Source organism: Saccharopolyspora kobensis (assembly GCF_900108315.1).
GTDB classification, from domain to species: domain Bacteria; phylum Actinomycetota; class Actinomycetes; order Mycobacteriales; family Pseudonocardiaceae; genus Saccharopolyspora; species Saccharopolyspora kobensis.
Genome location: NZ_FNVB01000002.1, coordinates 69590 through 95317 on the forward strand (window position 1 = coordinate 69590; position 25728 = coordinate 95317).

14 protein-coding genes are annotated in these 25728 nt (G+C 66.5%); 1 reads left to right on the forward strand and 13 read right to left on the reverse strand.

The genetic code is table 11. The features are described from left to right. Positions 1-406: 406 nt before the first annotated feature. The 5 genes from C4T78_RS00360 to C4T78_RS00380 all read right to left on the reverse strand — a co-directional run bounded on the left by C4T78_RS00360 (position 407) and on the right by C4T78_RS00380 (position 6746). Positions 407-1783, reverse strand: a complete 1377-nt coding sequence (locus C4T78_RS00360; protein WP_093346422.1) for a tripartite tricarboxylate transporter permease — start codon at positions 1781-1783, stop codon at positions 407-409. After that, positions 1780-2205 (reverse strand): hypothetical protein, encoded by a 426-nt coding sequence (locus tag C4T78_RS00365; RefSeq protein ID WP_093346420.1) that lies wholly within the window; start codon positions 2203-2205, stop codon positions 1780-1782. The genes C4T78_RS00360 and C4T78_RS00365 overlap by 4 nt, the downstream gene beginning before the upstream one ends. Next, a complete protein-coding gene (locus tag C4T78_RS00370; RefSeq protein WP_093346417.1) occupies positions 2202-3479 on the reverse strand; it encodes a hydroxymethylglutaryl-CoA reductase, degradative in 1278 nt (425 codons plus the stop codon). The genes C4T78_RS00365 and C4T78_RS00370 overlap by 4 nt, the downstream gene beginning before the upstream one ends. Before the next feature lie 182 nt (positions 3480-3661). Further along, positions 3662-5596, reverse strand: a complete 1935-nt coding sequence (locus C4T78_RS00375) for a helix-turn-helix domain-containing protein (RefSeq protein WP_093346415.1) — start codon at positions 5594-5596, stop codon at positions 3662-3664. 100 nt (positions 5597-5696) lie between these two features. Next, on the reverse strand, positions 5697-6746 hold the full coding sequence (locus C4T78_RS00380) for an NAD(P)-dependent alcohol dehydrogenase (RefSeq protein ID WP_093346412.1): 1050 nt from the start codon (positions 6744-6746) through the stop codon (positions 5697-5699). Between the two features lie 81 nt (positions 6747-6827). On the opposite strand from C4T78_RS00380, the gene C4T78_RS00385 reads away from it, so the two are divergent. Beyond that, positions 6828-7451, forward strand: a complete 624-nt coding sequence (locus tag C4T78_RS00385) for a TetR/AcrR family transcriptional regulator (protein ID WP_093346410.1) — start codon at positions 6828-6830, stop codon at positions 7449-7451. 1 nt (position 7452) lies between these two features. On the opposite strand, the gene C4T78_RS00390 is transcribed toward C4T78_RS00385, so the two are convergent. Genes C4T78_RS00390 through C4T78_RS00425 form a run of 8 tightly spaced genes read right to left on the reverse strand, consistent with a single transcriptional unit; the run spans position 7453 to position 25725 of the window. Continuing rightward, positions 7453-10578 (reverse strand): helicase-related protein, encoded by a 3126-nt coding sequence (locus tag C4T78_RS00390; protein WP_177247389.1) that lies wholly within the window; start codon positions 10576-10578, stop codon positions 7453-7455. Further along, the gene (locus C4T78_RS00395) at positions 10575-12296 is read right to left on the reverse strand and encodes a phospholipase D family protein (RefSeq protein WP_143185725.1); all 1722 of its coding nucleotides are present in this window, start codon (positions 12294-12296) and stop codon (positions 10575-10577) included. The genes C4T78_RS00390 and C4T78_RS00395 overlap by 4 nt, the downstream gene beginning before the upstream one ends. A 60-nt stretch (positions 12297-12356) precedes the next feature. Then, positions 12357-13547, reverse strand: a complete 1191-nt coding sequence (locus tag C4T78_RS00400) for a DUF6361 family protein (protein ID WP_093346402.1) — start codon at positions 13545-13547, stop codon at positions 12357-12359. Then, complete coding sequence (locus C4T78_RS00405) at positions 13544-15685, reverse strand: UvrD-helicase domain-containing protein (protein WP_093346399.1); 2142 nt, start codon at positions 15683-15685, stop codon at positions 13544-13546. Before C4T78_RS00405 ends, C4T78_RS00400 begins: the two co-directional genes overlap by 4 nt. Before the next feature lie 11 nt (positions 15686-15696). Beyond that, positions 15697-16890: an McrC family protein gene (locus tag C4T78_RS00410; protein ID WP_093346397.1), complete on the reverse strand. Its 1194-nt coding sequence runs from the start codon at positions 16888-16890 to the stop codon at positions 15697-15699. Next, on the reverse strand, positions 16887-18704 hold the full coding sequence (locus tag C4T78_RS00415; protein WP_093346394.1) for a DUF4357 domain-containing protein: 1818 nt from the start codon (positions 18702-18704) through the stop codon (positions 16887-16889). Before C4T78_RS00415 ends, C4T78_RS00410 begins: the two co-directional genes overlap by 4 nt. Next, positions 18704-22831, reverse strand: coding sequence for an Eco57I restriction-modification methylase domain-containing protein (locus C4T78_RS00420; RefSeq protein WP_093346392.1), 4128 nt, complete (start codon positions 22829-22831; stop codon positions 18704-18706). The genes C4T78_RS00415 and C4T78_RS00420 overlap by 1 nt, the downstream gene beginning before the upstream one ends. Then, positions 22831-25725 (reverse strand): DEAD/DEAH box helicase, encoded by a 2895-nt coding sequence (locus C4T78_RS00425; RefSeq protein WP_235863008.1) that lies wholly within the window; start codon positions 25723-25725, stop codon positions 22831-22833. Before C4T78_RS00425 ends, C4T78_RS00420 begins: the two co-directional genes overlap by 1 nt. Positions 25726-25728: the final 3 nt, after the last annotated feature.

Genomic DNA, 25728 nt, shown 5'->3' on the forward strand with positions numbered 1-25728 from the left:
AGATTCTTCAAATCTGCTGGTCCGAGCACGGGGACGGCGCCGTGAATCTGCTATTTCCACATCCGATCAAGGGTGACTGCGGCGCAGTACCTTCGCAGCGACTCCAGTCCCACAACCGGCTGAGCCGGAATGGCCTGTGGAGCAGATGTCGTCAGGAGTAGCAGGTATAGATCTCTGCGCAGAAAGGTTGGCGAGGGCCCAGCAAGGCAGGACGCCCGGCAGAGTTAATCTTCACAACCGCCCAGTTCCTTGGCACGGCTGTCCAGCCCAATCGCCGATCACTGCAGGCGAGTCCTGTCGAAGGAACGGGCTGACCGTCCACCAGCCCGGCCAGACCTTGCGACAGTTGTCCGAAACGGACGATCACACCCCGGGAAGCCGGGGTGTGATCGTCGCATGTGGAACTTCAGGCCAGGCCGATCACCTTGGGGACGAACAGGATCGCCACGTAGTAGGCCATGAACTGGACTCCCGCGTTCATCCCGAACAGGCGGTTCGTCACGCCCGCGAACGCCGCGATCAGCAGCGTGGCCGCCACGCCGAACGCGCCGCCCTCGTACCAGGAGATCACCACGATCAGGCCCGCGAACGCGCCGATCAGCGCTTCGTGGCTGACCTTGCGCATCACCCACAGGCTCGCCGACCGGGCGAAGTTCATGCTCAGCGGGTAGGCGACGATCGCGGCCAGCGCCACGCCGACCAGCCCGAAGACCAGGAACTGCCAGGTCGACATCATGGTGTGCAGGTTGTTCACCTGACCGGTCGCCTCGTCCACGCCGTACACCGGCGGCGCGTTGAACAGCGGTGCCGCCGGGCCGGCCGCGACCGGGCTCAGCGGCAGCCCGAACGCCACCAGCGGGATCAGCGTCTCGGCGAGGTAGGTCGACTCCGTGGTGCCGTTCTTGACCGCCATCACCGAGGTCAGCCGCTCGTAGACGTGCTTGATCCGGGAGCCGACGAGTTCACCGGCCAGCACCGTCGTGGCGACCGGGCTGAACACGAAGGTCGTCGAGCTCACCCCGGCGGCGGCCGAGGTCAGCGCGATCTGCCGCGGGCTGAGCACCTTCGCCGGGTTGGGCAGGTAGCCGCTCCAGTCCTTGACCTCCGGCGCCAGCCAGAACACCTTGCGCCCGCTGCGCGGCATGGCGGCGCGGCCGGTGCGGGAGCCGAGCTGGAGCAGGTCGGCGATCAGCGGCCCGACGGCGATGCCGAGGAAGAAGCTGATGCTCAGCGTCTCCCCGATCGCGTTCTTCGACAGCGCGTTGACCGCCGTCACCAGCAGCACGAACGGCACGATGCAGACGATGCTGGTCCAGCGGCCCGGGGAGAAGTACCCGATCAGCACCGCGGCGATGACGAAGACGTACGGCGCGGCGGCGGTGATGTGGGTGCCCAGCGGGGCGAGCACCGCGGCCAGGCCGACGGCGACCGGCACCGCGATGAACGCGGAGAGGATCGCCCCGGAGATCGCCTTGCGCAGCGCGATGTGCGGGATTCCCAGCCGCCGGAGCATGTTCGCCTCCGGCAGCAGCGGCACCGCGGTGGTGTCGCCGGGAATGCCCAGCAGCGTGGTCGGGATGGCGTGGGTCATGTGCTTGGACACCGCGGCGGCGATGAAGAACGTGAACACCCCGACCGGTGGGACGCCGAGCATCACCACCAGCAGCGTCAGCGGTGCCAGCGTCGCGGTCTCGTCGGTGCCGGAGACCATCCCGATCGCGGAGAACACCACCGCGCCGATCAGGCCCATGCTCAGCGCGATCAGGATGTCGTTGAGGATCACGGCTTGACCTCCGGATCCCGCTGCTGCGCCTGGGCGAACGCGTCGTGGAGACCGACCGAGCGCAGTTCCCGCGCCGCGTGCGGCGAGAGCTCACCGGTCGACGCCCGGCCGTTGTCGGCCAGGATCTCCTGGATCGCGGCCTGGTGCTCGTCCGGCGAGAGCGCGTGCTCGTGCACGATCCGCTTGGGCGGGAACAACTTCGCGCACACCACCGCCGCGATCAGGCAGCCGAGCAGGCCCGCCAGCAGTGCGTACCCGTCCTGCAGCTCGGCGCTGACCGCGGTGTTCCGCAGCGCCGCCCCGGCCAGCAGGAGCGCGCCCAAACCCGTTGCGGCGCCGAGCAGAACCGACAGCCACAGGTGCTTCGGGTCGACCGCGTCGCCCCACACCCGCACGTACTGCTGCGAATCCGGTTCGGTCATCGCCCGGCCTCCGCGCGCAGTTCGGACAGCACCTTCTCCGCGTGGTCGGCGCGGACCGCCTTGTCGGCGACCAGCCGCGCGACGACCGCGGCCAGCTCCGCCTCCGTCGCACCGGCGGCGACCGCGACGTTGCGCGCGTGCAGCGACATGTGGCCGCGCTGGATGCCCTCGGTCGCCAGCGCCCGCACCGCGGCGAAGTTCTGCGCCAGCCCGACCGCGGTGATGATCTCGCCCAGCTCGGCGGCCGTCGACACGCCGAGGACCTGCACCGCCCGCTGCGCCACCGGGTGCACCTTGGTGGCGCCGCCGACCAGGCCCACGGCCATCGGGAGTTCGAGGGTGCCGACCAGGTTGCCGTCGGCGTCCTGCTCGAACCGGGACAGCGAGGTGTAGCGGCCCTGATCGTTGACCGCGTGCGAGTGCGCCCCGGCTTCCACCGCGCGCGTGTCGTTGCCGGTGGCGAGCACCACCGCGGTGATGCCGTTCATGATGCCCTTGTTGTGCGTCGCCGCCCGGTACGGATCGGCGTCGGCCAGCGCGGCGGCGTGCACGATGTCGGCGACCACCTCGGCGCCGCCCACCGACTCGGCGTCGAAGACCGCGCGCGCCCGGGACAGCCGCAGATCGGCCTTGTTGGTCAGGATCCGCAGCAGCGTCCTGCCGCCCGCGATCCGACCGGCGCGGTCGGCGATAGCCTCGGCCATCGTGTTGACCGCGTTCGCACCCATCGCATCGCGCACGTCCACCACCAGGTGCGCGACGACGTAGCGCTGCTCGCGGGCCTCCACCAGCCGCACCACCAAGTCGCGCACGCCACCGCCGAACTCGACCAGCCGCGGGTCCTGCTCGTTGGCCAGCGCGATCAGCTCGTGCCGCGCCTCCAGCAGCCGCAGCCGGGCCGCCTCCGGGTCGGCGACGTCGACGATCTGCACCTGGGCCTGCATGATCGGGTCGGTGGACGAGGTGGTGAAACCGCCGTGCACGCGGGCGATCCGGGCGGCGTTGCTGGCCGCCGCGACCACCGACGGTTCCTCGGTGGCCATCGGTACCAGCACGTCGCGCCCGTTGACGGTGAAGTTGGTGGCCACGCCCAGCGGGATGCCCAGCACGCCCACCACGTTCTCGATCATGTGGTCGGCCTGCTCCAGCCCCAGCCCGGCGCGGGGGTCGAACACGGCCAGCGCGTCCTCGTCCACACCCGCGTGGGCGGCGACCAAGGCCCGCCGCTGAGCGATGGAGCGGTCCTTGAAGCCTGCAAGTCGACTGGTCGACACCGTTCCTCCTGTGCGTTGCGAGCGGCGGCCGACCTCACGGCCGCGTCGCCGTTACCCGTATGCCGAGGAACTGTAGGCAGCGCTCCGCCGCCAGAACATGGAGCAACGCTCCATCCGGGCCACCCGGGAATGGGACGATCGCACATCCCGGTCGCCGTCGGCGAGGGTGCGCGCACGCAGCGCTACCGATCAGGCTGGAACCGGCGCCGCAGCCCTTCCAGCCGCACCGCCACCGAGAGCCGGAAGAACGGCTCCGGGTCGCGCCACGAGTCGCCGAGCAGGCTCGTGACCCGGTCGATCCGCTGCAGCACGGTGTTGGTGTGCACGTCCATGCTCCTGGCCGTGCGCACCGGGCTCGCGTTGCAGTCGACGAACTGGCGCAGGGTGCTCAGCAGCTCGGTGCCGCGGTCGGCGTCCCAGCGCAGGACCGGGCCGATCAGGCGGTCGATGAACTGCTGCGCGCCGGCCGGTTCGCCGGCGAACATCGAGGTGTAGGGCGCGTACTCGTCGGCGTCGACGGCAGCGGATTCGACGCCCAGCGCGGCGAGGACCCGGCTGCAGTCGCGCACCGCGGCGAAGCGGGCGGAGAGCTCACCGAGGACATCGGCGGGGCGCGCGGCCACCGCCAGGACTTCGTCCACGCCCGTTCCCGCGCGCACCCGGTCCCGCACGAGCGCCGCGGCCTCCCGCGGATCGGCCTCCGGCAGGACCAGCGTGACGACGCCCTCGACCTCGCCGAACAGACCCGATGCCGAGGCCAGCACGTGCGCAGCGCGCAGCGCCGCCCGGCGGTGTTCCGGAGCGACCACGGCGACCACGACGGTGCGGAGGTCCTGCGGGCGCACCCGGCGCGCGCGGAGCCTGGCCGCGAGGTCGGAATGCCTGCGCACGTCGGGGCTGAGCACGTCGTTGAGCAGCTCGCCGCGAACCCGGTCCTCCGCGTAGCGGACGGCATCCTGCTTCAAGGTGAGCAGCGCGGTGATCTGCGCGGCGCGCTCGATGGTGCGCTGCTCGACGGCACCGAGTTCCACCGCGCCGTCACCGATGAGCAGCCCGCCGAGCACCATGTCCCCGGCCAGCACGGCGACCGCCGCGCGGAAGTCGTCCTGCCGCGGTTCGAGCAGCGTGCAGCGCCCCGATCGCCGGCTGTCGGCGAGAGCTGCCCGCACCGGAGCGGAATCGATCACCGTCGCCGCCGCGCCGTCCGACGAGGCCAGCACCGCGTTGTTCTCGTCGACGATGACCACGGGGCGCTCCAGGGCATCGCTCAGCGTCCGGGCGACATCGGCCGCGCCGCCACCGCGCAGCACGGCCGCGGTCAGCTCCTCGTGCACCTGCCCGGCCCGTTCCATGGCCTCGACGTGCTGGGCCAGCTCGGCGTAAGCGCGTTGCGTCTCCTCCGCGGCATCCCGCGCCTGCGAGAGCAGCCTCGTCGTCTGCAGCACGACCGCGACGTTGTCCGCGAAGGCCGACAGCAGCGCGACCTCCTCCGGGGAGAAGGCGTGCTCGCTGCGGTTGGCGGCGAACAGCACGCCCAGCACGTGATCACCGGCGATCAGCGGCACGCCGAGGATGGAGACCAGCCCTTCGGCGCGCACCGCGACGTCGATGCTGTCGGCGTGCGGCACGTCCCGCAGGTGCGCGTAGTGCGAAGTCCACTGTGGAGCGCGGGATTCGACGACCTTGCCCGCGAGCCCGGTGTGCGGCGGCACCCGCAGCCGCTGGAAGGCCGACGCGACGGTGCCCGCGGTGGACCGCACCCGCAGTTCGCTGGTCTCCTCGTCGAACTCCGACAGGTAGGTGACATCGGTGCCCGCGAGGTCGTGGGCGCGCCGGACCAGCCCGGCCACCAGCTCCTCCACGTCGTGCAGCGCGGCGAGCTCCCGCGCGCAGGAGAACAGCGCGGACAGCTCCCGTCCGCGCCGGTGCAACCGCGCGACAGCGCCCTGCAGCTCGCGCACCCGCTGCCCGACCTGCGTCACCGCCGCCGGGTCGAGCCGCTCGGCGGCCAGCAGCTCCGCCACGGCATCGTGCTCGTCGGGCACGCCCTTCGCGGCCAGGTCGAGCAGCGCCAGCACGGCACCGACCGAAATACCCCGCTGCCCGGCACCGCTCATCCCCACCACCTGCGCGAATCGTCACTGCCACGGCATCGTACGAGCCGATGGGGACCGGCGGCGGTGCGCTCGGGGGATGGACGCACCGCCGCCGGAGTCATCACGCGCCGATGGTGGCGGTGTCGATCACGAAGCGGTAGCGGACGTCGCTGTTCTCCACCCGCTCGTAGGCCTCGTTGACCTGGTCGGCGGAGATGAGCTCGATCTCCGCGCCGATCCCGTGCTCCGCGCAGAAGTCCAGCATCTCCTGCGTCTCGGCGATGCCGCCGATCATCGATCCGGCCAGCACCTTGTTGCCGCCCAGCAGCGAGAACGCGTTGTAGGACAACGGCTCACCGGGCGCGCCGACGTTGACCATCGCGCCGCCCACCCGCAGCAGGCCGAGGTAGGCGTCGATCGGCAACTTCGCCGAGACCGTGTTGAGGATCAGGTCGAAGCGGCCCTTCAGCAACTCGAACGTCGACTCGTCGCCGGTCGCGTAGTAGTCCTTCGCGCCGAGCTTGAGGCCGTCCTCCTGCTTCTTCAGGCTCTGACTGAGCACCGTCACCTCGGCGCCCATCGCGGCGGCGATCTTGACCGCCATGTGCCCCAGCCCGCCGAGGCCGACCACGGCGACCTTCTTGCCCGGGCCCGCACCCCACTGCCGCAGCGGCGAGTAGGTGGTGATGCCCGCGCACAGCAGCGGCGCGGCGACGTCCAGCCCGATGCCCTCCGGGATGGCGCACACGAAGGCGTCCTTCACCACCACCTGGCGGCTGTAGCCGCCGTAGGTGTTCTCGCCGTCGAAGCCGACGGCGTTGTAGGTCTGGACGTTGCCCTTGACGCAGAACTGCTCGGAACCGGCCAGGCAGTACTCGCACTCGCCGCACGAGTCGACCATGCAGCCGACGCCGACGCGGTCGCCGACCTGGTACTTCGTCACGGCCGAACCGACCGCGGCGACGACGCCGGCGATCTCGTGCCCGGGGACCATCGGGAAGATCGCGGTGCCCCAGTCCTCCTTGGCCTGGTGGATGTCGCTGTGGCAGATGCCGGCGTAGGCGATGTCGATCAGCACATCGTCGGGCCGGAGGTCACGTCGCTCGATCGTCGTCGGTGCCAGGGGTGCCCCCGGAGCCGGTGCGGCGATAGCGTGCGTGATCGTGCTCATGAATCCTCCGTGGAACAACTTCGTAAGAGACCTCTTACATTGGAGACGTGAGAGGGCTCTTACATATTCCGGCCGGGAGGTGTGACCCACGCCATGGGCGGCAAGTACCACCACGGCGACCTCCGCGCTGAGCTCGTGCGGGTCACCCTCGACCTGATCGCCGAACGCGGCCCGGCCGGCTTCTCGGTGGCGGAGGTGGCGCGGCGGGCCAAGGTCAGCCCGGGAGCGCCCTACCGCCACTTCCCGGAGCGCGAGAGCCTCCTGGCCGCCGCGGCGGCGACCGTCGCGTGCCAGCTCTCGGAGCGGGTGCGCAGCGCAGTCGAGGGGCACGACGACCCAGCGGACGCGCTCGCCGCAGCAGCTGGCGCGTACACCGGCTACCTCCTCGAACGCCGAGCGGGCATGGACGTCATCTACGCGGAGGGCCTGCAAGGCCCCAAGCACGCCGACCTGCACGAGCAGACCCGGCAGATGACGGACCAGTTCCTGACGCTGTGCCTAGCGGTCTCGGAAAGCCCGCAGGGAGCCCTCGAACTGATGGAGCAGCTGTTCACCCAAGCCCACGGCTACGGCATGTTCTGGCTCGACGGGGTCTTCACCCGCCACGGCTACACGCCGGACCAAGTCGTCCGGAAGTCCACCGCAGCAGCCCGGGTGGTCATCGACGGCCACCAGCGGGCCGCGGCCAACCGCACGAGGGGGTGAACTAGTCCAGGATCGACGGCCGAAGGTCGATGCGGGTCCAAGAGTGGTCTGCCTCACCGCCAAAGTAGGCCAGCAGATCTTCCTGCCGAGGTTGTCCGAGAACGAGGCGGTAAGCACCAAGAGTCCGCAGCAGGCGACGCTTCTTGTCGACCTCGCGACTCAACGGCATAGCGGGCACGTACCGTTCGATGGCCGCCTCACCCGGGAAAACCCAGTAGGGCACGAGGTCATCGGCCGCGGCGTCGCGCTCTTCGCGCGCCATGTCGAACAGCTCCTGCCAGGGGTCCCTGCTGGCCAGGGTCAGCCGCTGGCCGTAGGCGGCGGCGACGTTCTTGCGGACCGCATGACCCTTGAACCGGTGCACCCGGCCTTCGCGCTGCTCCAGATCGACGGGATTGCCCGGCAGATTCCAGTGCACCACGGCGTGACTGTAGGTGTGGAAGTCGAGCCCTTCCTGTCCCACCGATGTCGAGGCGAGCACGAACGGCCAGAACGGCGAGTTGAACGCGGTGCGCAGACGGGTCTCCCAATCCGAGCCGCTATTCCCGTCCTGCCTGCCGAACGGCTGGGCGAAATGCCCTCGCATGGTGTTCCGATCGAGCGTGACCTGGTCACGACGCCCCGCTCTGATGGTGTCGACCGAACTCCGCACGATGTGTGTAGTGAGCGCGTAGTAGATCTCCCAGCCGATCCAGTAGGCCCCGTCGTGCGCATCGACGTTCCGCAGCCCTTTCGACTCGACGAGCATGTGCACGTACTCGTCCAGGACCGCGCTGAGGCAACCGTCGAGGCACATCCTGAGCACATTCCGCCAGTAGGGCTGTCCAGTGCGCTGCCTGCGCACCATGTCGACGACTTCCGGCTTGTTGAACAGCGAGCGGAACCCCTCGCTGCACCACCATGCGAAACGCCGCACATCGAGGTCCTCGACGTCCAGCTCGTCCAATGTCCGCGCCAACGCCCGCAGCGCGGCGGTGCCCGGCCCGGCCAACGCCAGGGATGCCAGCACGGACGCGAGATCGCGCGGCATCGGGCCGAGACCGGCCGGATCGAGTTCCCTGGCGTACCGCAGGTGTCTGGCCATGCTCTCCGACCAGTCCTCCGGGTTCTCGGAGCCCGATGCGAGCGTCTGTAGGAATTCCGCTTGATCGGTTGCTTCGGCATCCAGCACCAGCGGTGCGGCCCAGTACCACCGCTGGTCGACAACAGCGCCGTCACCGCGCGGGAGCCGATCGAGCCGTGCCTGGATCTCGGCCGTTACGCGTTCCAGCAGCCACGACCGTTCCAACGGCAATGGGGTGCCGGTCGCTGCCGCCGCTCGCACTGGATCACCGATCTGCGCCAGCGTCGGGCTCGGATACATCAGGCCGAACAGCGGCATGCCGGTCGGCCGGTTGTTGACGTCGAAGGCGAACGTCAGCAGTTGCGTCTGCCCCCGGTGGTCGTAGTCACGTTCGCTTTCACCGACGAGCCGGCGTTCGGCCTCGTAGCTGAGCACGACGCTGATGGCTTTCGGCACCACCGACCACGAGCTGAACACGAGCCGTTTGGTGAAGGCGGCCAGTCCGGGGTCCGCGTAGGGGCCTTGCAACGTCCAGTACGGCAGGCTCGGTGCGATCCAAGGCAGCTGGAAGGCACCCTTGCCGACCACATCGTCGAGCAGCGCACGCATCTTCGCATTGCCCGGATCGATCGCGACGTAGCGCCGGATGTCGTCGTGGTGCAGCAGTCCGCTGGCCTTCCGCAGCGCGCTGGCCAGTTCCGGGTCGCGGGTGTTGTCTCGGGTGACCAGTTCCTGCTTGAGCCGGTAGTGCTTGTCCATGAGGTTCAGCAGGTACGGCGCCGAGCGCCAGTACTCGAAATGATCCGGCGCGTCGAGGGCCGCCGCGACCTCGGCGATGCCGAGCCAGTCGCGAAGATCCTGCGCGTCGACCCGCAGCTCGCCGAAGGTCCGCTCCACGAGCATGCCGCCGTCCAGGGCACCCGCCACCGTGCGCTCCGTCCGGCACATCACCTCCCGCAAGCGCGACTCGATCTCGGCGGTAGCGCGCTTGCCCTCGACCTCGTCGCGCACCCCCTGCAAGGCACCGCGCTGCAGCCGGAGCAAATCGCGCAATTCGTCGGCTTTCGCTTCCCCGGCGAGAACGCCGTAGGTCGCGACGAAGTCCTCGTGGTGGTCCTCGCCGCCGGGTTCATCCGGCAGCGTGTACATCTTGTAGGGCGTCGCGCTGAGCAGCAAGACGCGCGTCCCGGAATCGCCCATCAGCTCCCTGGCGAGATCGGCAGCTGGGCTGTCGTCGGTGAGCAGATCCTTGAAGCGCTGGAACTCATCCAGAATTACCAGGTCCGGGCGAAGCATCGTGACCGCGATGCGGGCCACGAGCGCGCGGAGCGAGCCGATCAACCGGTACCGCTGCGACGACAGGGACTGATCAGGCTTGCCGCGCAGGTTGTGGAACCGCGCGGCACATTCCTGGACGGCCGTGACAAGTGGGACCGCATCTTCGGTGCGCGCCTCCCGCAACGCTGATGCGAACCGCTCGACGAACTGGTCCGGGACCGCCTTCCGAGCACGCTTCTTCAGCAACTCCCGGAAGTTCGCTGTTTCCACCGTCCCCGCGAAGAACCGTGTCCAGTATGTCTTGCGCGGGTTGATCTCCTCACGCCCCAGGCACAGTTCTAGCAACCGGTAGAGCAGAACCCGTTCCTCTTTCCGGCCGCCGCTGCGGTCCAGGTTGAACGACGTGCCCGGGGTGAACGAGATGAAGTTGACCGGCGTGGTGTCGAGCTCGTGCAGAACCGTCGGCAGCATGGTGAGCCGGTCGGCGTGCTGGACATGGTGCCCGCCGAGGATGTTGAGCCTGCGCAGGTTCTGCTCCGCGATCTGCGTGTTCGAGCAGATGTAGACGATATCGATCCGGTCGTCCCCGCACGCGCGCAGGTGCTCGATCGTCCGGGCGATGACACCGCGTGCGACGTGCGTCTTGCCCAGTCCGACCTCGTCGGCCACCAGGAACCGCCGGGATCCGGTGGGTGCCCACAGCTGCTGGTGGGCGTAATCGACGGTGGCCCGCTGGAAGTCCTTGAGGTCGCGCAGCACCGCTTCGGCCTCCGGCAGTTCGTTCATCGGTCCTGCTCCCGCCATACCTGCCGAACTGGTTGCCAGAGCTCGCCGAATCCGTCCGGCAGCAGGTCCAGGAGACCCGGATCCGAGGCCATGTCCGCGAGCAATCGGTCCACCCGCCGCAAAGCCGCGTGGTCCCGTGCGAGCGCGCGCACCAGCCGCTCGAACAGCGGGGTCCGCTCCTCACCAGCGCGGTTTCGCAGCGCACCGCTGTCCCGATCGGTCAGCTCCGCCGCGAAGAGTTCAGCCGCGGCCTCGTCGCCGAGCAACAGCACCAGCAGCCGCAGCACGTCCTTCTTGCTGCGCAGGAAGTTCGCCAGCAGTTTCCGCTGCCGGTCGGGCACATCGCCGTGCAGGTCGGCGACCAGGAGACGTCGCCGGGTCACCTTAAGCCCGTTGCGCTCCAGGACGACCTCGACCGCGAGGTATGGCGAGATGTCCTGCAGCGTCAGCCTATGCCACGCCAGTTCACCGGCCCAGCTTTTCGCATGCACCTCGAACGGGAGGGGCGCTGGTGCGATTCGCACCGTGCCGAGCTGCGCAACGGCTGGCAGGTGCAAGCGGAGGTAAAATTCTTCACCGTCGGGCTCGACGTGGAGATCGAGAGGTGCCACGGCCAGGGCGCGCAGCCAGTCCTCGACTTCCTCTTCCAGCACTTCAGCTGCCGGTTTCGCCGGGTTGATGGAGTCGATCTCGTACGGCAACAGAATGGTGCGCAGGCCGCCCTGCCCACGGCCTTCGCCGAACAGAGCCGCCGCCCCGCAGGACGCGCTCGGTCCGTTGAGCACGACGTCGAACTCGGCGTTGCCGTTCCACGCCGCCCAGGTCGCGTTCGCCGAACCCGTGATCACCTTCGCTGAGCCGCCTTTGTCGAGAACCAGGACCTTGGCGTGCAGCCCGGACAGCGACGATTCACCCTGGACGTCATCGTCCTCGGCTTGGGGCTGCAAAACGTATAGATCGTCGTCGGCGAACGCCTTCGAACCGAGTCGTTCGAAGGTCTCGGCACGAGACACCCAGGTGCATTGCCCGGCGCGCTGCCGCATCCACGCGACGAACCGGCTGTCCAGGAACGGCGATATGACCACGGCGCGGTCGACGTGGCGGTCCGGCGGCTCGGGCTCGGCACCCAGTCCCAGGGGAAGCAGATCGCCCGAGCGAAACGGGATAGGCACCTCGAAGGCAACACCGTCGAGGCTGGTCACGAGGTCGTGAACCTGGCCTCGCCGAGCCATCGGCAGGGGCCGGGCCGCGCACCCGGGAAGTCCGCGCAGGAACTGCCGGAGCGGTTCGGCGCCGATCGAGGCGTGCCCGTCCTGGTCCGCCTGGTCGAGCTTGACCACCGTGTCCCAGCTCCGGTCCGCGGTGAGGTTCCGGCTCAGACACACCACCCGGTGCCGCGCCTGCCCGTCGGCGGCCCGGAACCGCAGCGCCCAGAGCTTCGGGTGGAACAGGTACCCGGCAGCAGGAGCAGTGACTCCGTGCGCCACGTCTTCGAGGTGGGCGAACACCGACCGGTAAGCCGAGGGAACCGCCAATTCCCCCGCCTGGAAGAAGACCGTCGTGTGTTCCGCGTGCCGGCGCAAAGCGTGCAGCAACGTCACCGGGTCGGTCAACCCATCCGCCGCGTTCGTCGTGTCGTGCAGCGCAAACGACAGCGGCGCCGTCAACAGCGAGGTGAGGTCGAGGCTGTAGGTGGTTCCGACGGCGACGTCGACCACGTGCCCGGGCGGGGGTCGGAGTGCGTCACCCAGCAGGTGACGGGAGTCGGGGGCGAGCATTCACCGTCCTCCCGCGGCGTTGAGGTCGTCGAGCCACCTGCTGGCCACTGGCCAGCGAAAGCTCAGCCGTCCGAGCCCGCTCTCCCCGGACCAGGCGTTCAGCGCGGCTCGGTTGTCGAATCGGGAACGACTGCCCTTGAGCGTCCGTTCGCGGGCCCGAACGAGCTCGCGAGCCGCCGCACTGCCCGCGAGCGGTCCGCCGGACTCAAGGATGCGGATCCAGCTGCCGAAGAACTGCCGCAGCCCTGGCTTCACCCGGCGCCCGCTGGTTTCCGCTATTTCCCAGAGGACGCGGTGGTCCCAACCATCCAGAACGCGTGCGCCGGACAACTCTTGTTCCCATTCATCGAGCAGCTCGCGGTAGTCGTCCACCAGCGAGGCCTCGTCCTCATCGCTCAGTTTCTCAGCCAGCATCAGGTTGTAGAGGAGCATCGCGCCGTGGAAGGAAACGCTCAGCCTGCGGGCGTTGTCCACGACATCGCGTATCCCGGACGGAAAACTCGCCAATGCCGGATGTTCCCAGATCATCCCGCCCGATGTGTCCCAGTGCTGGTCAGCCGCCGCGAGCCAGCCCAGCAGCGAAGTGCCCACGGCCGACTGCAACCGGTCGCGCAGGAAGTCAGCCTCGGCAAGCCGGAGCTCGGTGGAACACGACGTCAACCAGTCCTGCGGAGGTCCGGGCAGGTCCGGATGCAAGCCGAAGATCATTCCCCTGGTGCGCCCCGTGCTGTCCTCGACGTCCGACGTCACCCGTCGCGCCTGCCGGAACCAGTTCTGTGCGCTCATATCGACGGAAACGATCCCGTAGGTGCGCAGCGCGCCCCAGTACAGTTCACTGGGCATCCGCTTCAACCGCGCTTTGGAATCCCTGCCGATGATGCCGTCCCGGCTACTGGACCCGGTCAGCAACGCGCCGATCGTCTTGATCTCAAGCCGGCGCATCCGCGCCACAGCATCCCCGTGCCGCCCCGAATCCACGACCTCGGTCATCGCCCACGGCACGAGCAGCAAATAGCGCAACCTGGTGTGCAGCGTCGATGTCCCGGGAAAGAGCAGATCAGCGATCGCATCCCGAACCGAACCGATGCCCAGCTCGTCGAGCGTCCCGCTCTCCTTGAACAGCTCGACGACCTGCAACATCCGACGCCGCTGCTCGTCGTCCACATCCAGCCAGCCGAACGTCGAGCTCACCGAACGACCTCGGGCAAGAACGGACTCGCCCCACCACTACCACTCCACGACACCACAAGCCGCTCGCGCGCCCGGGTGCAAGCCACGAACAACAGACACCGCTGCTTGAGCATGTCACTAGCGTGCTGCTGCCCGTCAACCTCCAGCGGCGTAACCTCCTTCGCGAACGGAACAGCACCAGCCGTCGCGCCCACAACGGCGACGCAGCGGAATTCAAGGCCTTTCATCGCGTGCATCGTTGCCAGACGCACACCGTCAACACCGTCTCCCGGGCGATCCTTCACGCGAACCGCTGGAATCCCGACGCTCTTCAAACGATCGAAGACCTTGTCCAGCATGAGGTTGAACCGCGCGCACACCGCGATCTCGGCAGGCAGCACACCGCTTTGCAGCCACTCCCGAACACGTTCAACCAGTGCCGTGACCTCGGCGTGCTCGCTGTCGTATCCCTGCAACTGCGGGTGCTTACCGCTGAGCAGGGACCGGTATCCGACGAGCGTATCCGCACCATCGCCCCCGAGATCGTCAACACGAGTATCGCGCAGAACGCCGGTGGCCCAGGTGAGGATCTCCGCAGTACTCCGGTAGTTGATCCGCAGCCGACTGCTCCGGCCCGTCACAGAAATTCCGAGCGTCCGCAACGAAACCCGCGAATCATAGATGCGCTGGTGCGGATCACCCGTGATGAACAGGTCATCCGGGCCCTCTTCCACGGCAGCACGCACGACGCGCCACTGTGTGGGATGCAGATCCTGCGCTTCATCGACAACTACGTGCGCGTACGGATGACCAGTGTTCGCCGCGAGCAGGTCTGCGGCCTGCGCACAAATCAGCAGGTACGTGGTCTTTCCCAAATCACGAAGCTCTGCCCGGAAGGCCTCAATCGCTTCCCACAGCTGCTTGCGCTGGAAAGTGCGCAGTGCGGTGCCACGTCCACGACGTACGGTGGCGATGTACTGTGCTTCTGTCTCAATTCCCTGAGCGAGCACGACGTGCCTGAACTCCTGCTCCAGGAACTGTTCAGTCCACGGCAGCCCCAGCCGCCGCTGGACCTTGCGCCAGAGCTGCCGCTCGTCGAGATCACCGATCGGATTCGGCGTTCTCCCCGTGTGCTCCCGCAGGACCCGGTTGGCGAAAGCATCCACCGTGGTGACATCAACCCGGCTGAGCTGGGCATCGTCGTCGAGCAACAACGCCAGATTCTCACGCAACATCCCGGCGAGGGCGTTCGTGTAAGTCGTGAGCAGCACTCGCGCGTCTGGTGACCGGGACAGCAGGTGTTTCACCCGGTGCAGGGCGACCACTGTCTTCCCCGTCCCTGGACCTCCAGTGACCTGGGCAGGGCCGTTGTATGACGCGCGATACGCGACCCGACGCTGCGAACGGTGCAGGAACACCCGCCATGCTGCGAACGGCTTGTCCAGAATGTCGGCGAGTTCGTCGGCACCGGTCACCAAGGTGATCCGGCTGCTGGAGTTGGAAATGGCGGTAGCGAGGGTGCCGCTGCCCGGTTCAGGCACGACTGGCCGCCGCATCGTGACCAGGTCGTGGTAGACATCCTCCGGGGAGAATCCCTCAGCGAGGAATTGCAGGACCTCGAACTGGTCCTCGGGCAAGAAGTTCCCGAAGGCCTCCAGCTGCGCCTTCTCGGTGATCGCACGTGCGGCACGCAGGACCTGATCATCGATCCCAAGCCCGCGGAGCACCGTATCGGAATGCTTCTCGAAGAGCAGGGTCGGCGCGCTTGCGGCATTTTCCTCAAGCGGAGGCGTAAGCTGCTCGATCGCTTGGATGTCACGCACTTCCACCGCGTGGGTGGCCGTGTTGATCGTGTACACCTGCTTAGCCGCCCAGGTATATGCATCGTCGTGCGGGACGACCCTGACCAGCAGGAAAACGTCGCTACCATCATCCGGCGCGAGCACCACACCACGCCAGAAGTTGTCGATCCGGATGGACCTCAACCGCGGGTCACGCGCGTTGTTGACCGACTCCAGATGCAGGCCCTTGTCCGCGTAGAGGTCGGCGATCGAGAGTTGCCGGAACTTCTCGATGGCCTTTTCCACCTGCGTTCGCACCTTCTTCTCCAGTCCCGCGTAGCTTTCGAGGAAGCTCTGGGCGAAGGCGAGTTGCGGCATACTGCACCCTTTCAGCTGCTGACGAGTCGTTGGGCCACGGTCCGAATATCGGCCAGCACTCCGGCCGACGGCTGATCGAGGTCAACGGCATGCTGATGCAGGACGGTACCCGCATAACGAACTCGGTGGGCCCCGTGCGGAGCATTGCCCTTGGCGTAGACGAGGTGACCCTCCGGCAGGTTCAGCGCCGTGCAGTACGCGAGCATCTGGTAAAGATCCGCGTCAGGAAACCCGTCGGGCCGCTGGGCCTTGTACTTGGCGTCAACGACCGCCAGCGGAGTGCCGTCGGCCTCGTAGTGGACGAAGTCGGGAACCATCCGGATCGCGTTCCGGTCGTCCAGATGGTGACTTGCCTGCAGGACCGAATACCCGCCGGACTGGCCAAGCGCATCGCGAAGCGCGACGGTGATGAAGTCCTCGAAGACCTTCGCGAGGTTGAACAGAAAGCCGTGCACCGTGACCTCACCTGGTCGGTGCTCGACAGACTCACCGCGGAGCACAAGCTCGGCGACACGCAGCGCATCGTGGTAGCGCACGTTGAGGCGGTTGGGGCGCCAAGCCGGCAACGGATGCCCATGGGGAACCGGAGTGACGTCGGCGAGCCGGAGCTTCAGTCGGGCCAGCCTCGTGCGCACATCGCCAGGAATCCCATCCGGGAGTCGTAGCAAAACCTCGCATGCGCTGCGGATCAGGCGGTTTTCGGCAACGTCGGTGGTGTACTCGTCGTGCGTGATCTCCAGCGGCACGAGCAGGCCGTGATGCCGGCGGACCTGCTCCGAGAACCGGATACGGCCACGCATGACCTGGGCGGTCTCCTCAACTTCACGGTATCCCTTGAGCAAGCCTTGCTGAAGCGCCTGTTCGGCGTGGAGCGCGAAAACGCGGGCGAATACCGGGAGCAGGTCAGGTTCGTCGTCGACCTGAACCTGGTCGTCGCGCCATCCGTTGAAGCTGCGGCTGTAGCCAAGGAGGAACATCAAGCGGTTGATCGGAACCTTCGGCGAGACCCGAACGGTGATCGTCTCGCCGCCTGCGACACGGACTGCTGCAACACCGACGACATTCTTCGCCCGGACTCTCCACCATCCAGCTGAGCCCAGATCAGGCGTCGCCTCAACCACTCCCGAGCCAGCGAGGGCACGCCCGGCAGAATCGCCGAGCGGTAACGAGAGCGGCACGTTCTCGACCAGCTCGATATCGGTCATGCGCCATCAGGAGCAAAGGACTTACGCAACGCTGGCAGGCCGTAGCGCTGTTCGACGTTCAACCCCTCGCCGTAGTGGTGCTCCTCCAACAGTGGCAGGATCTTCGTGCGCCAAGTTCGTTCGAGACCGCCTTCTCGGTAGACACCTTTCTTCATCAGGTATGAAGGCCCCACCTGGAAGTCAGGGTCACCGATGCGGGCGTTGAGCGCATCCAGCAGCTCGGCCGGCTCGGAAGCATGCCCTTCCTGCTTCAGCCACCGGCGCAGCAGTCCGCACGTCGGCTCGATGCGCGGGGACAGCTCGACAAATGAGAAGCGCCGACGCATCGCAGCGTCCACTAGCGCGATAGAACGGTCCGCGGTGTTCATGGTCCCGATGATGAACAGGTTGGGCGGTAGCGCGAAGTCGTCACCGGAGTAGGTCAGCCGGACCGACTTGTTGCGGTACTCCAGCAGGAAGTACAACTCGCCGAAGACCTTCGCCAGGTTGGCCCGGTTGATCTCGTCGATGACGAGGAAGTGCGGGATGTGCCGGTTGCCCTCTCGGGTGGCGAGGTCGGTGATCTCGCGCATTGGGCCATCGGTGATCCGGAAGGCGACCTCGCGAGTCTCCTTGTCTTCCTGCGGCCGGAAGCCTTCGAAGAAGTCCTCATAGGAGTACGACGGGTGGAACTGCACGAGCTTGACTTGTTCCGGCCCACCACCGAGGAACTCGGCGGTCTTCATGGCCAGGTAGGTCTTGCCGGTACCGGGCGGTCCGTAGAACACGATCTGCCGGTCATCCCACAGCAGATCGCGGACCTCCTGCAACCAGGCGGTGTCATGCACCAGCAGCTCATCGGCGAGCTCGTCGGTGGGCTTGGGAAGTTCGAGCTCACGACGAGCCAGTGCGGCGATCTCCGCGCTTGACTCCCCTGGCGCTTCCTCGCTTTCCGTTTCCAGTTCTTCACTGCTCCGGCCGAGCCCAGCGACCAACCCTTCAACGGACGTCAGATCGACGACGTCGTACTGGAGGGACAGCTTCTGCTGGAGCTCTTCAGGGAGCTCGTGGTACGGGTAAGCCGCGTCCGACCACTCAACTGCCCGACGCAGGTTGGAGCGGTTGCCTTCCGACTGGACCCGCTGCACCTCACCAGTGATCTCGCCGACGTACAGATCGCCGTTGGAGATCGTGCAGACCGTATCGCCCGGCTTCATCTTGGACAGGAAGAAGTGCAGCGAGTCAACAAGGCGAACCTGCTGACTGTAGGTGAGTATGCCCTCGTAGTCCTTTTCCACCGCTGCGCGCAGGTTCTCCTTGCTGATGCCCTGTTGAACGTCATCGCGCAAGTGCCCAGCAGGCAGGCTCGCTACACCTTCGGGCAACCACAAATGCTGAACGAGGTCCAGCCCGGTGACGTTGGAACCGCGGATCAACCAGGCCCGGTTCGGGCCCCACCAGGTGGATTCCAGGAAATCGGCCAGCGGACGACCGTCCGCAGACTTCCATTCGACATACCCGTTGGTCGAGCGCCCAAGCAGCACCGAAGCAGCTGCCGACGGCGAGTTGCAGGTGATCTCCTCAGCTGCCTCCAGATACCCGGGATACCTGGAGGACTCGACAAGCAGGCCATCATCGATGAACTGCTCCCGCAACCGGTTCGTCGACTGCTTGCGCACGGGGAAGGACGGCACGACGCCCGAACGCGCCGGAGCCCCAACGAGAATTCGGAACTGCTGGCTCCCGTTCGTACCCTTCTCCGGCAACAGCTCACCACGCGCGACTGGCCCGTTCTTCGGCATCCGAAGCTGGAACTCGGGATACTCGGCGGGCATCAGACCTCCTCGCGAGCAGGGTGCCGGGGACCGTGGCCGGGAGGCGGCGTGAGCGTGGAAGTGTAGTTCTGCCCATCGACAAGCGGAGTGTCAAGGCTGACCCCAGCCGCAGCCATCCGGTCATACTCGCCAAGGATCAGCTCCTTGGTCCGGTAGGTGCCGTACTTGGCCTCATCCCTCCGCTTGACAACAGGGAACGTGTCGAGGATGTAGTCAGCGTCGTCACGGGAGATTCCGTAGAGGTGGAAGAACAACGCATCCAGCTCTGCCCGGATCATCGTGCGACGTTCGTCGTCCCACCTGAACGGAGCGCCGATGTCACCGAGATCTCTAGCGAATGGCTCCATGTCACGCGACGTGTAGGCTAGTTCTCGAACGCGATCATTAATAAATTTTGCGTGAGGATACACCACATTCGGCGGGAGAACTGGAAGCTGCCGCGAAATAAAGAAATTGAGGTGAACTCCGCCAACCTTGAGCCGAGCCACAAAGTCGAGTACAAATGAGGCCAAGCAACCAACCAGTAGGCCGCCGGCGTCACGACAGTCAGCATCAATAGTCGACACCGGAAGATTATTCCCAACACCACAACGCGGAAACACCCCAGTAATGGCAGTGCGCTCATCTGTCGCACGACAGATGTCACGCCACCCAAGAAGCCAATCACGGTCCCATCGCTTCCCGGCTAGACGGGCCTCAACACCAGGTTCGTAGATTCGATCGCCCTTTTTGTCGAAGCGATCGGTCGGCACATTGTCTTCAGATACCCAATAGCGCGGGATGGCGACCGCGTTGACATCCCGCTTGCCATCAAGATCAAGATCGCGAATGTCGCCGGCTTTGTCGTAGGTGCCCCAGCGGTGGTCGTAGTAATGCAGCATCTTCGATTCGTAGAGCGGCAACATACGGTCGTCGCCCTTTGTGAAGACGTTGCCGACCAGGGTCCAGCTGTCTGCTTCCAAAGCCTCACGTGTGTGGAATAGGTGCGAGTCGTTGGACATGTGGAACATCGTCATGAACGACACACCCCACGGATTGCTGCCACCCTCCCCCTGTTCATCAGGTTCCTTGACGAGGACTGGCACCCGGCGGTAGATGCCGAGGGTAATCTCAGCGTCACGCCGGGAGCGGAACACTGGACACGTGCCCGTGTTGGGATTGAGGAGCATGATCTCGTCCGGTGTCAACCTGTAGCGAACTCCAGGGACCCCCAGATCCTCAATGGACTGAACAAAGAACGAAAATTCAGCAGCACTAACCTCCTGACTTCGCCCAGCGACCGCAAACAAACAGAAACCGTGAACATCGGCGCCCGTGAAGATCTTCTTCCGATCATAAAAACCCAGAACGGCCACCAGGGATCGACTTACCACCAGATCGCGGAAGAAATGCTGCGTCGTGGCATCGGTGGCGATGCCGGTTGGCACGATCACACCCATCCGACCGTGCGGCCCGACTAGCGTCCGGTCTGTTTCGGCGAAGACCGCATACGTGTTGATGTCGCCACGTCCGGTCAACGGGTAGCGGCCACCTATCCGCAGGAAGTGACTCTCGCCTTCCGCCTTCCGCTTCGCCACTTCGAACTCGACGTACAGATCTTTACGGTCAGGGTCGCCCTTAAGCTCGGCGATTAGTTTCTTGCGTGCAGCAGCGTTCCGCGCGGTCGCGATTACCTCGTCTCGCTGGGCGAAGAACTCTTGTTCCTGAAGTTTGATGCGCTCCCACGGCGGATTGCCAAGGACACAGGAGAACCCACCTGACCAGCCGCTCACTTCGTCCACTCCCGAGCCGCTGTCCGACACCGTGAACACGTCTGGGAACTCCAGATGCCAGTGGAAGAACCGGTACTGGTCACGCAGTCGGGCGATCTCGTCGTGAGTTGCCTGCGATGCCGCTGCGACCTCGGGCTCTTGGAGGTCGCGGAAGATGTCAGCAGTGACCGCGCGCGGAGCGTCTGGGGATTTGCGCCAGAGGAACGCAGCACACCACGCGTCGGCCACCTGCAGTGCACGCTTGTACTCCGGCGACTCGGTGAAGTCATCGTAAGCCGATTCCTGGCGGCGCACGTCGGTCAGATTGTCCGCCGGGGCTGTGGTGATCCGGCGCAGGCTGCTGGCGAACACGGTGTTCGAGATCTTCGCCGCCGTGTCCGTGTCGAACAGGCTGAACTGGCCTTCGCGTTCCTTCTTGTTCTGTTTCTCCAGTGCCTTGGCGAACTTCTTGTCGTCGCCTTCGATCGGCTTGAACGCCTCGTCCGGAATGCCTCCGCGCAACAGCGCAGGTGTAGCTCCGATGAGGGCGTTACCGCACTTCACGTGTGCGTCGAGGAAGCTCAGCGGCTTGCCCGGTTCCAACGCCTCCAGCCACAGCGACACCTTGGCCAGTTCCACGGCCATGGGGTTCAGGTCCACACCGTAGATGCAGCGGGCGATCACCTCGTGCAGCGCGTGCCGCACCGCACCGAGCGTCGGCTCGGGGTTGTGCTCCCGCACTGCTGCGACGCGCTTGGCGATACGTCGTGCCGCTGCGACGAGGAAGTGCCCGGAGCCGCAGGCCGGATCGCATACGGTCAGCGACAGCAGTTCGCGTGTGATCGCTTCAGTCGGGTCCGCCTCACCAGCTGCGGAGGCCGCCTGCTCGCCGCGCTTCATCGCATCGTCGATCACCGGATCCAACGTGGTGTCCAGCAGCGTTTCGATCAGCGACGACGGCGTGTAGTACGAGCCCGTGGTCTTGCGTTCATTGCCAGCCAGTTCGACCAGCTCGAACTTCCGCTCTGCCGGGCTGTGCTTGGGAACGTACTCCAGCAGCGACTCATACACCGAGCCCAGCTCTTCGGCGCCCAAGTGCTGGTAGTCCACCGCCCGAATGCGACGCGATGCGACGTCGCGGACCTGCGCGAGGTGGCGGACCGCTGCGAGCAGCGCTTCGTTGGTCAGCGACAAGCCGTGCAACACGGCATCGGCTTCGGTCTCGTCGAAGATCCCGCCGATGCCCGGCAGGCCCAGCTCAGGCCGACCAGCCTCGTCGCCAAGCGCATCCAGCACGAGCCGCAGGCTCCGATACAAGTCGCCGTGCGCGGTACCCCGGCGACGGCGCGCGATGCGCCGCAGGCGGGCGGACGAGAAGTACTCCTCATACCTGCGACGTGCCAGCTCGTGCCGCTTCTTCTCCTCAGCGTCCGTTGGCGCGGGCGGATGCAGCACATCCCGGTCCTCGGCGACGAACACGAACAGCAGCCGGTACACCAGTCTCAACAGCGCCTGGTGCAGGGCGGTGACGTCGACGTTCGAGCGCAGCTGAGCATTGTCCGGGTGCTGGAGGAACCCCGTGCCCAGCGTGGTGATCGCGTTCCGGACACCGTCCCGCAGCTGGTCCAGCGCGCGTGTTCCGGACGTGATCGCGTCGGTGCGCCAGGTCTCCAGCCAGCACGTCGCCGGCGAGGCTTCTTCAGCAATTGCGAAACGCGAGACGTGCAGAAGCCGGTACAGCAGCAGGAATTCGCTGAACAGCTCGCCGTCGAAGATCGCTTCCAGGTCGAACTCGACGTACGAGGCGGTAGCCAAGGCACTGGAGTCACGCAGCAGCCGCAGCTGGCGGCCGTTGGTTACCACGGCCCAAAGCTGAGACTCCGTGCGGTTGAGGCACTCCTGCACCAAGGACTGCGGCGGGGTTGTCCCCGCGCCGCCCGGCCGCTTGTCCAGCCCGTGGTCCCACGCCGCGAAGTGGATGGGCACGTGATTCCAGCGGTGACTGATCGGGAAAGTCTTGGACCCGTCGTCCGACGCGATGCCCGACGTGCCTACCGTCGTGAGCTCGCCGAAGCCGAGCTCGGCGAACAGCGGCAGCAGCCACTGGGTGACCGCAAGGCCCGTGTGGTCCGGCGCGACCGCCGACTCCGGCGCGACCGGCAGCTTCGTCCGCAGCTCGGCCCAAACGGACTTGAGGTAGTCCCAATGCCGTTCTGCCTCGTCGCTGACCGACCGCGCGCCGATCACCCGGTAGTCGGACGGTTTGCTGCCGCTAACGTCCTTGCCTTCGGAGATGCGCACGAGCATGTCGGCCGGCAGCAGCCCACCGATGGTGTGCACGGCGGAGAACACCTGGTTACGAATGACAGCGGACATCAGGCGGCGCCTCCCGACACCGGCAGGTACACGTAGGCGCCGAGGATGTCGGCGGGCTTCTGGGCGGTGACCGTCACACCGCGGACGATCTCACCGGACTCCTTGCGGACCCGGCGGTGCGAGGCGAGCAACTCGGCCGCCAGCTCGTCGCCGTACTGCTCCAGGTACGGCGTGGTGGCATCGAGCCCGTCCAGCACGCGCTTCATCGTTCGCTCAGCGAACCCCGGATCGGTGTTCTCGTCAGCGGACAGCTCCAGCAGCGCCACCGCATCCTCCGGCTTCAACCATGTTGCGGTGGCCGGCGAGCCCTGGAAAGCCAGCAGCCGGGCGTCCTCGGCGACCACCTGCCGCTCGGTGGCCCGCGACGGCAGTGCGAGATGGAACCGGTAACGCACCAAAAGCAACGTTGTGCGCGTTTCCACCCCACGAGTGCGAATGACCCCGCAGCGCCGGGCTGGCCGAGGGCCTGGGGCCGACTCGTCCAGCGCAGCGTTGAGGACATACCCGGCCAGTGCCCCCACTGCCGGGTCGGTACGCACCAAGGCCACCTCGCCGCGCGCGACCGCAGCGGTGCTCCGGAACGCCACCTGGCTGTCTGGTTCGATCGCCTCGCCACCGAGAATCGGAGCCAGAGCGTCCCGCAGACCCGACGGCGTGCCGCTGAGATCTGCGGTGAAACCACCCTCCCCGTCCTCGCGTAGGACGGCGTTCAACGAGTTCAATGCGTGCCGGGTGAAGCCGCGGACCTCGGTGGCCCGGCCGAGTGTGTCGCGCACCGCGGCAACCTCACGCGCGATCTCCTCCGGGTGGATGGACCGCTGGGCGAACTTCGACCGCGAAGTCTTTTCCCGATCCGCGGCCGACTTCCAGTCGGCTTCCAGCTCATCGGCCTTGGTCTTGAACGTGTCCGCTTCGAACAGACTGGCCTGTTCGGGCTGAGTCTTACGCATCAGCAGCCATTCGACGATCGCATCGGTGACCGCGGCCGAGGTGCTGTCCGGGACCGACACCGAAATGCCGAGATCCTTCTGAATCTGCCGGTGCTTCTTGATCAGAACCTCAAGGACCTTGCCATCGATGCCGTTGTCACTGCCGTAGAGCGTGACGACACGGACGATGTCGCGCTTCTGCCCGTACCTGTCTACGCGGCCTTCCCGCTGGTCGTGGCGGGTCGGGTTCCAGGCCAAGTCGTAGTGCACGACCGCGTCGAAGTAGTGCTGCAGGTTCACGCCCTCGGACAGGCAGTCGGTGGCGACCAACACTCGCCTGGCCGCCGTATCCTCGCCCGCCTCGGCGGCGAGATCCTCGATCCGCTTCACCCGCTGCTGAGGTGACAGCCGACCAGTCACGGATCGGACCACGGTCCGCTTGCCGAGTTTACCCTCCAGGTGCTCAGCGACGTACTCGGCGGTGGGGATGTACCGGCAGAAGACGATCGGGTGGTAGCCCTCCGCAAGCAAAGCCTTGAGGTGCTTAACCAGCGCAGCCAGCTTCCGGTCCTCGGTCGGCCCTTCCAGGGTCTTGGCACGCTTCGCCAGTTCTGCCAGGCGCGAACCGGCCTGATCCGTCTCCGCGCCTGGCGCAACATCAAAGCCCTCAAGCGCATCGCTGTCGGACGAGTCACTGGTCAACGGCGCGCCCAACCGGTCTGCTTCGTCAGCCGAGCTGGCCTGCGCTGCCGCGGCGCGAGTACGCAGTGTTTGCTCCGCGGCCCGCGGCGACGACACCAGGGAACGCAGCAGCGCGATCGCCGACCACCACGCGATCCGGGCCTCGCGCCGACCTTGCTCCCCGGCTGCCGTGACCCGCTCACTCGCATACGCCACAGCGTCGTCCAGCAAAGCACGGTATGCCGGTGACAGCTTGTATGTCTCGTCCTTGAAGAACCGGTCGCCAGGAAAGGCGGTGTCCTCACGGAGGCTGTCGTCGGCCAGTCCGTCCTTCGTGCTCAGAAACTGCCGGACATCGGCACGCTTGCGTTGCACGAAGTGCGCTGCCAACAGGCGCCGTCCGGATTCGGAATCCAGGTCGACATCTGCCAGTTCTGGCTTGACCATTCCGAGCAGAGCCCGGAACGCGCTTTCCTTGCCGCTGTGTGGAGTCGCGGTAACCAGGAGCAGGTGCCGTTCCGGGTCAGCGGCTACGCGCTCGAGCAGCTCGTGTCGCAACTGACTCTGCGCGGAAGCAGTTTCGTCGGTAGCCACACACGAGTGTGCCTCGTCCACGATCACCATGTCTGGGCAGTGTTTGACGAAGTCATCTCGATGCCGCGTCGACTTGATGAAGTCCGTCGACACCACCACGTACGGGTGCCGGTCGAACAGAGACTGTCCCAGGTCGAGCTGCCGTTCCAGCTTCGACACCGTCGAGGCCAGCACGAGTTCCGCGTCGATGCCGAACTTGGTGCGCAGTTCCTCCTGCCACTGCTCGGCCAACGCCGGCGAGCACAGAACCGCCAAACGCTGTGCGCTGCCCTGCGCCAGCAGCTCACTGCCGATCAGGCCGGCCTCGACCGTCTTACCGATACCGACATCATCGGAGATCAGCATCCGAACAACCCGCTGCCGCAACGCCATCATCAGCGGAACCAACTGGTAAGCACGCGGCTCCACAGCGATTCCCGCAAGCGACCGGAACGGGCCGGCACCCGAGCGGAATCCGATCCGGAGCGAGGACCGGAGCAAACCCGCTGCCAGTGCATCACCCAGATCGTCAGCGGACGGACGCGCGAACTCGGCGTGCCGCACCTCTTCGAGGGACGGGAACACCGCTGCAAGTTCATCATCAGAGCCGCCCAGCGGACGCAGCACGAGCATGTCCTCGGCGCTCTCCGGCAGCACGACCCAATCACGGCCACGCGCGGAGACCAGGGAACCCACGGTGAAGCTAGTCATCAG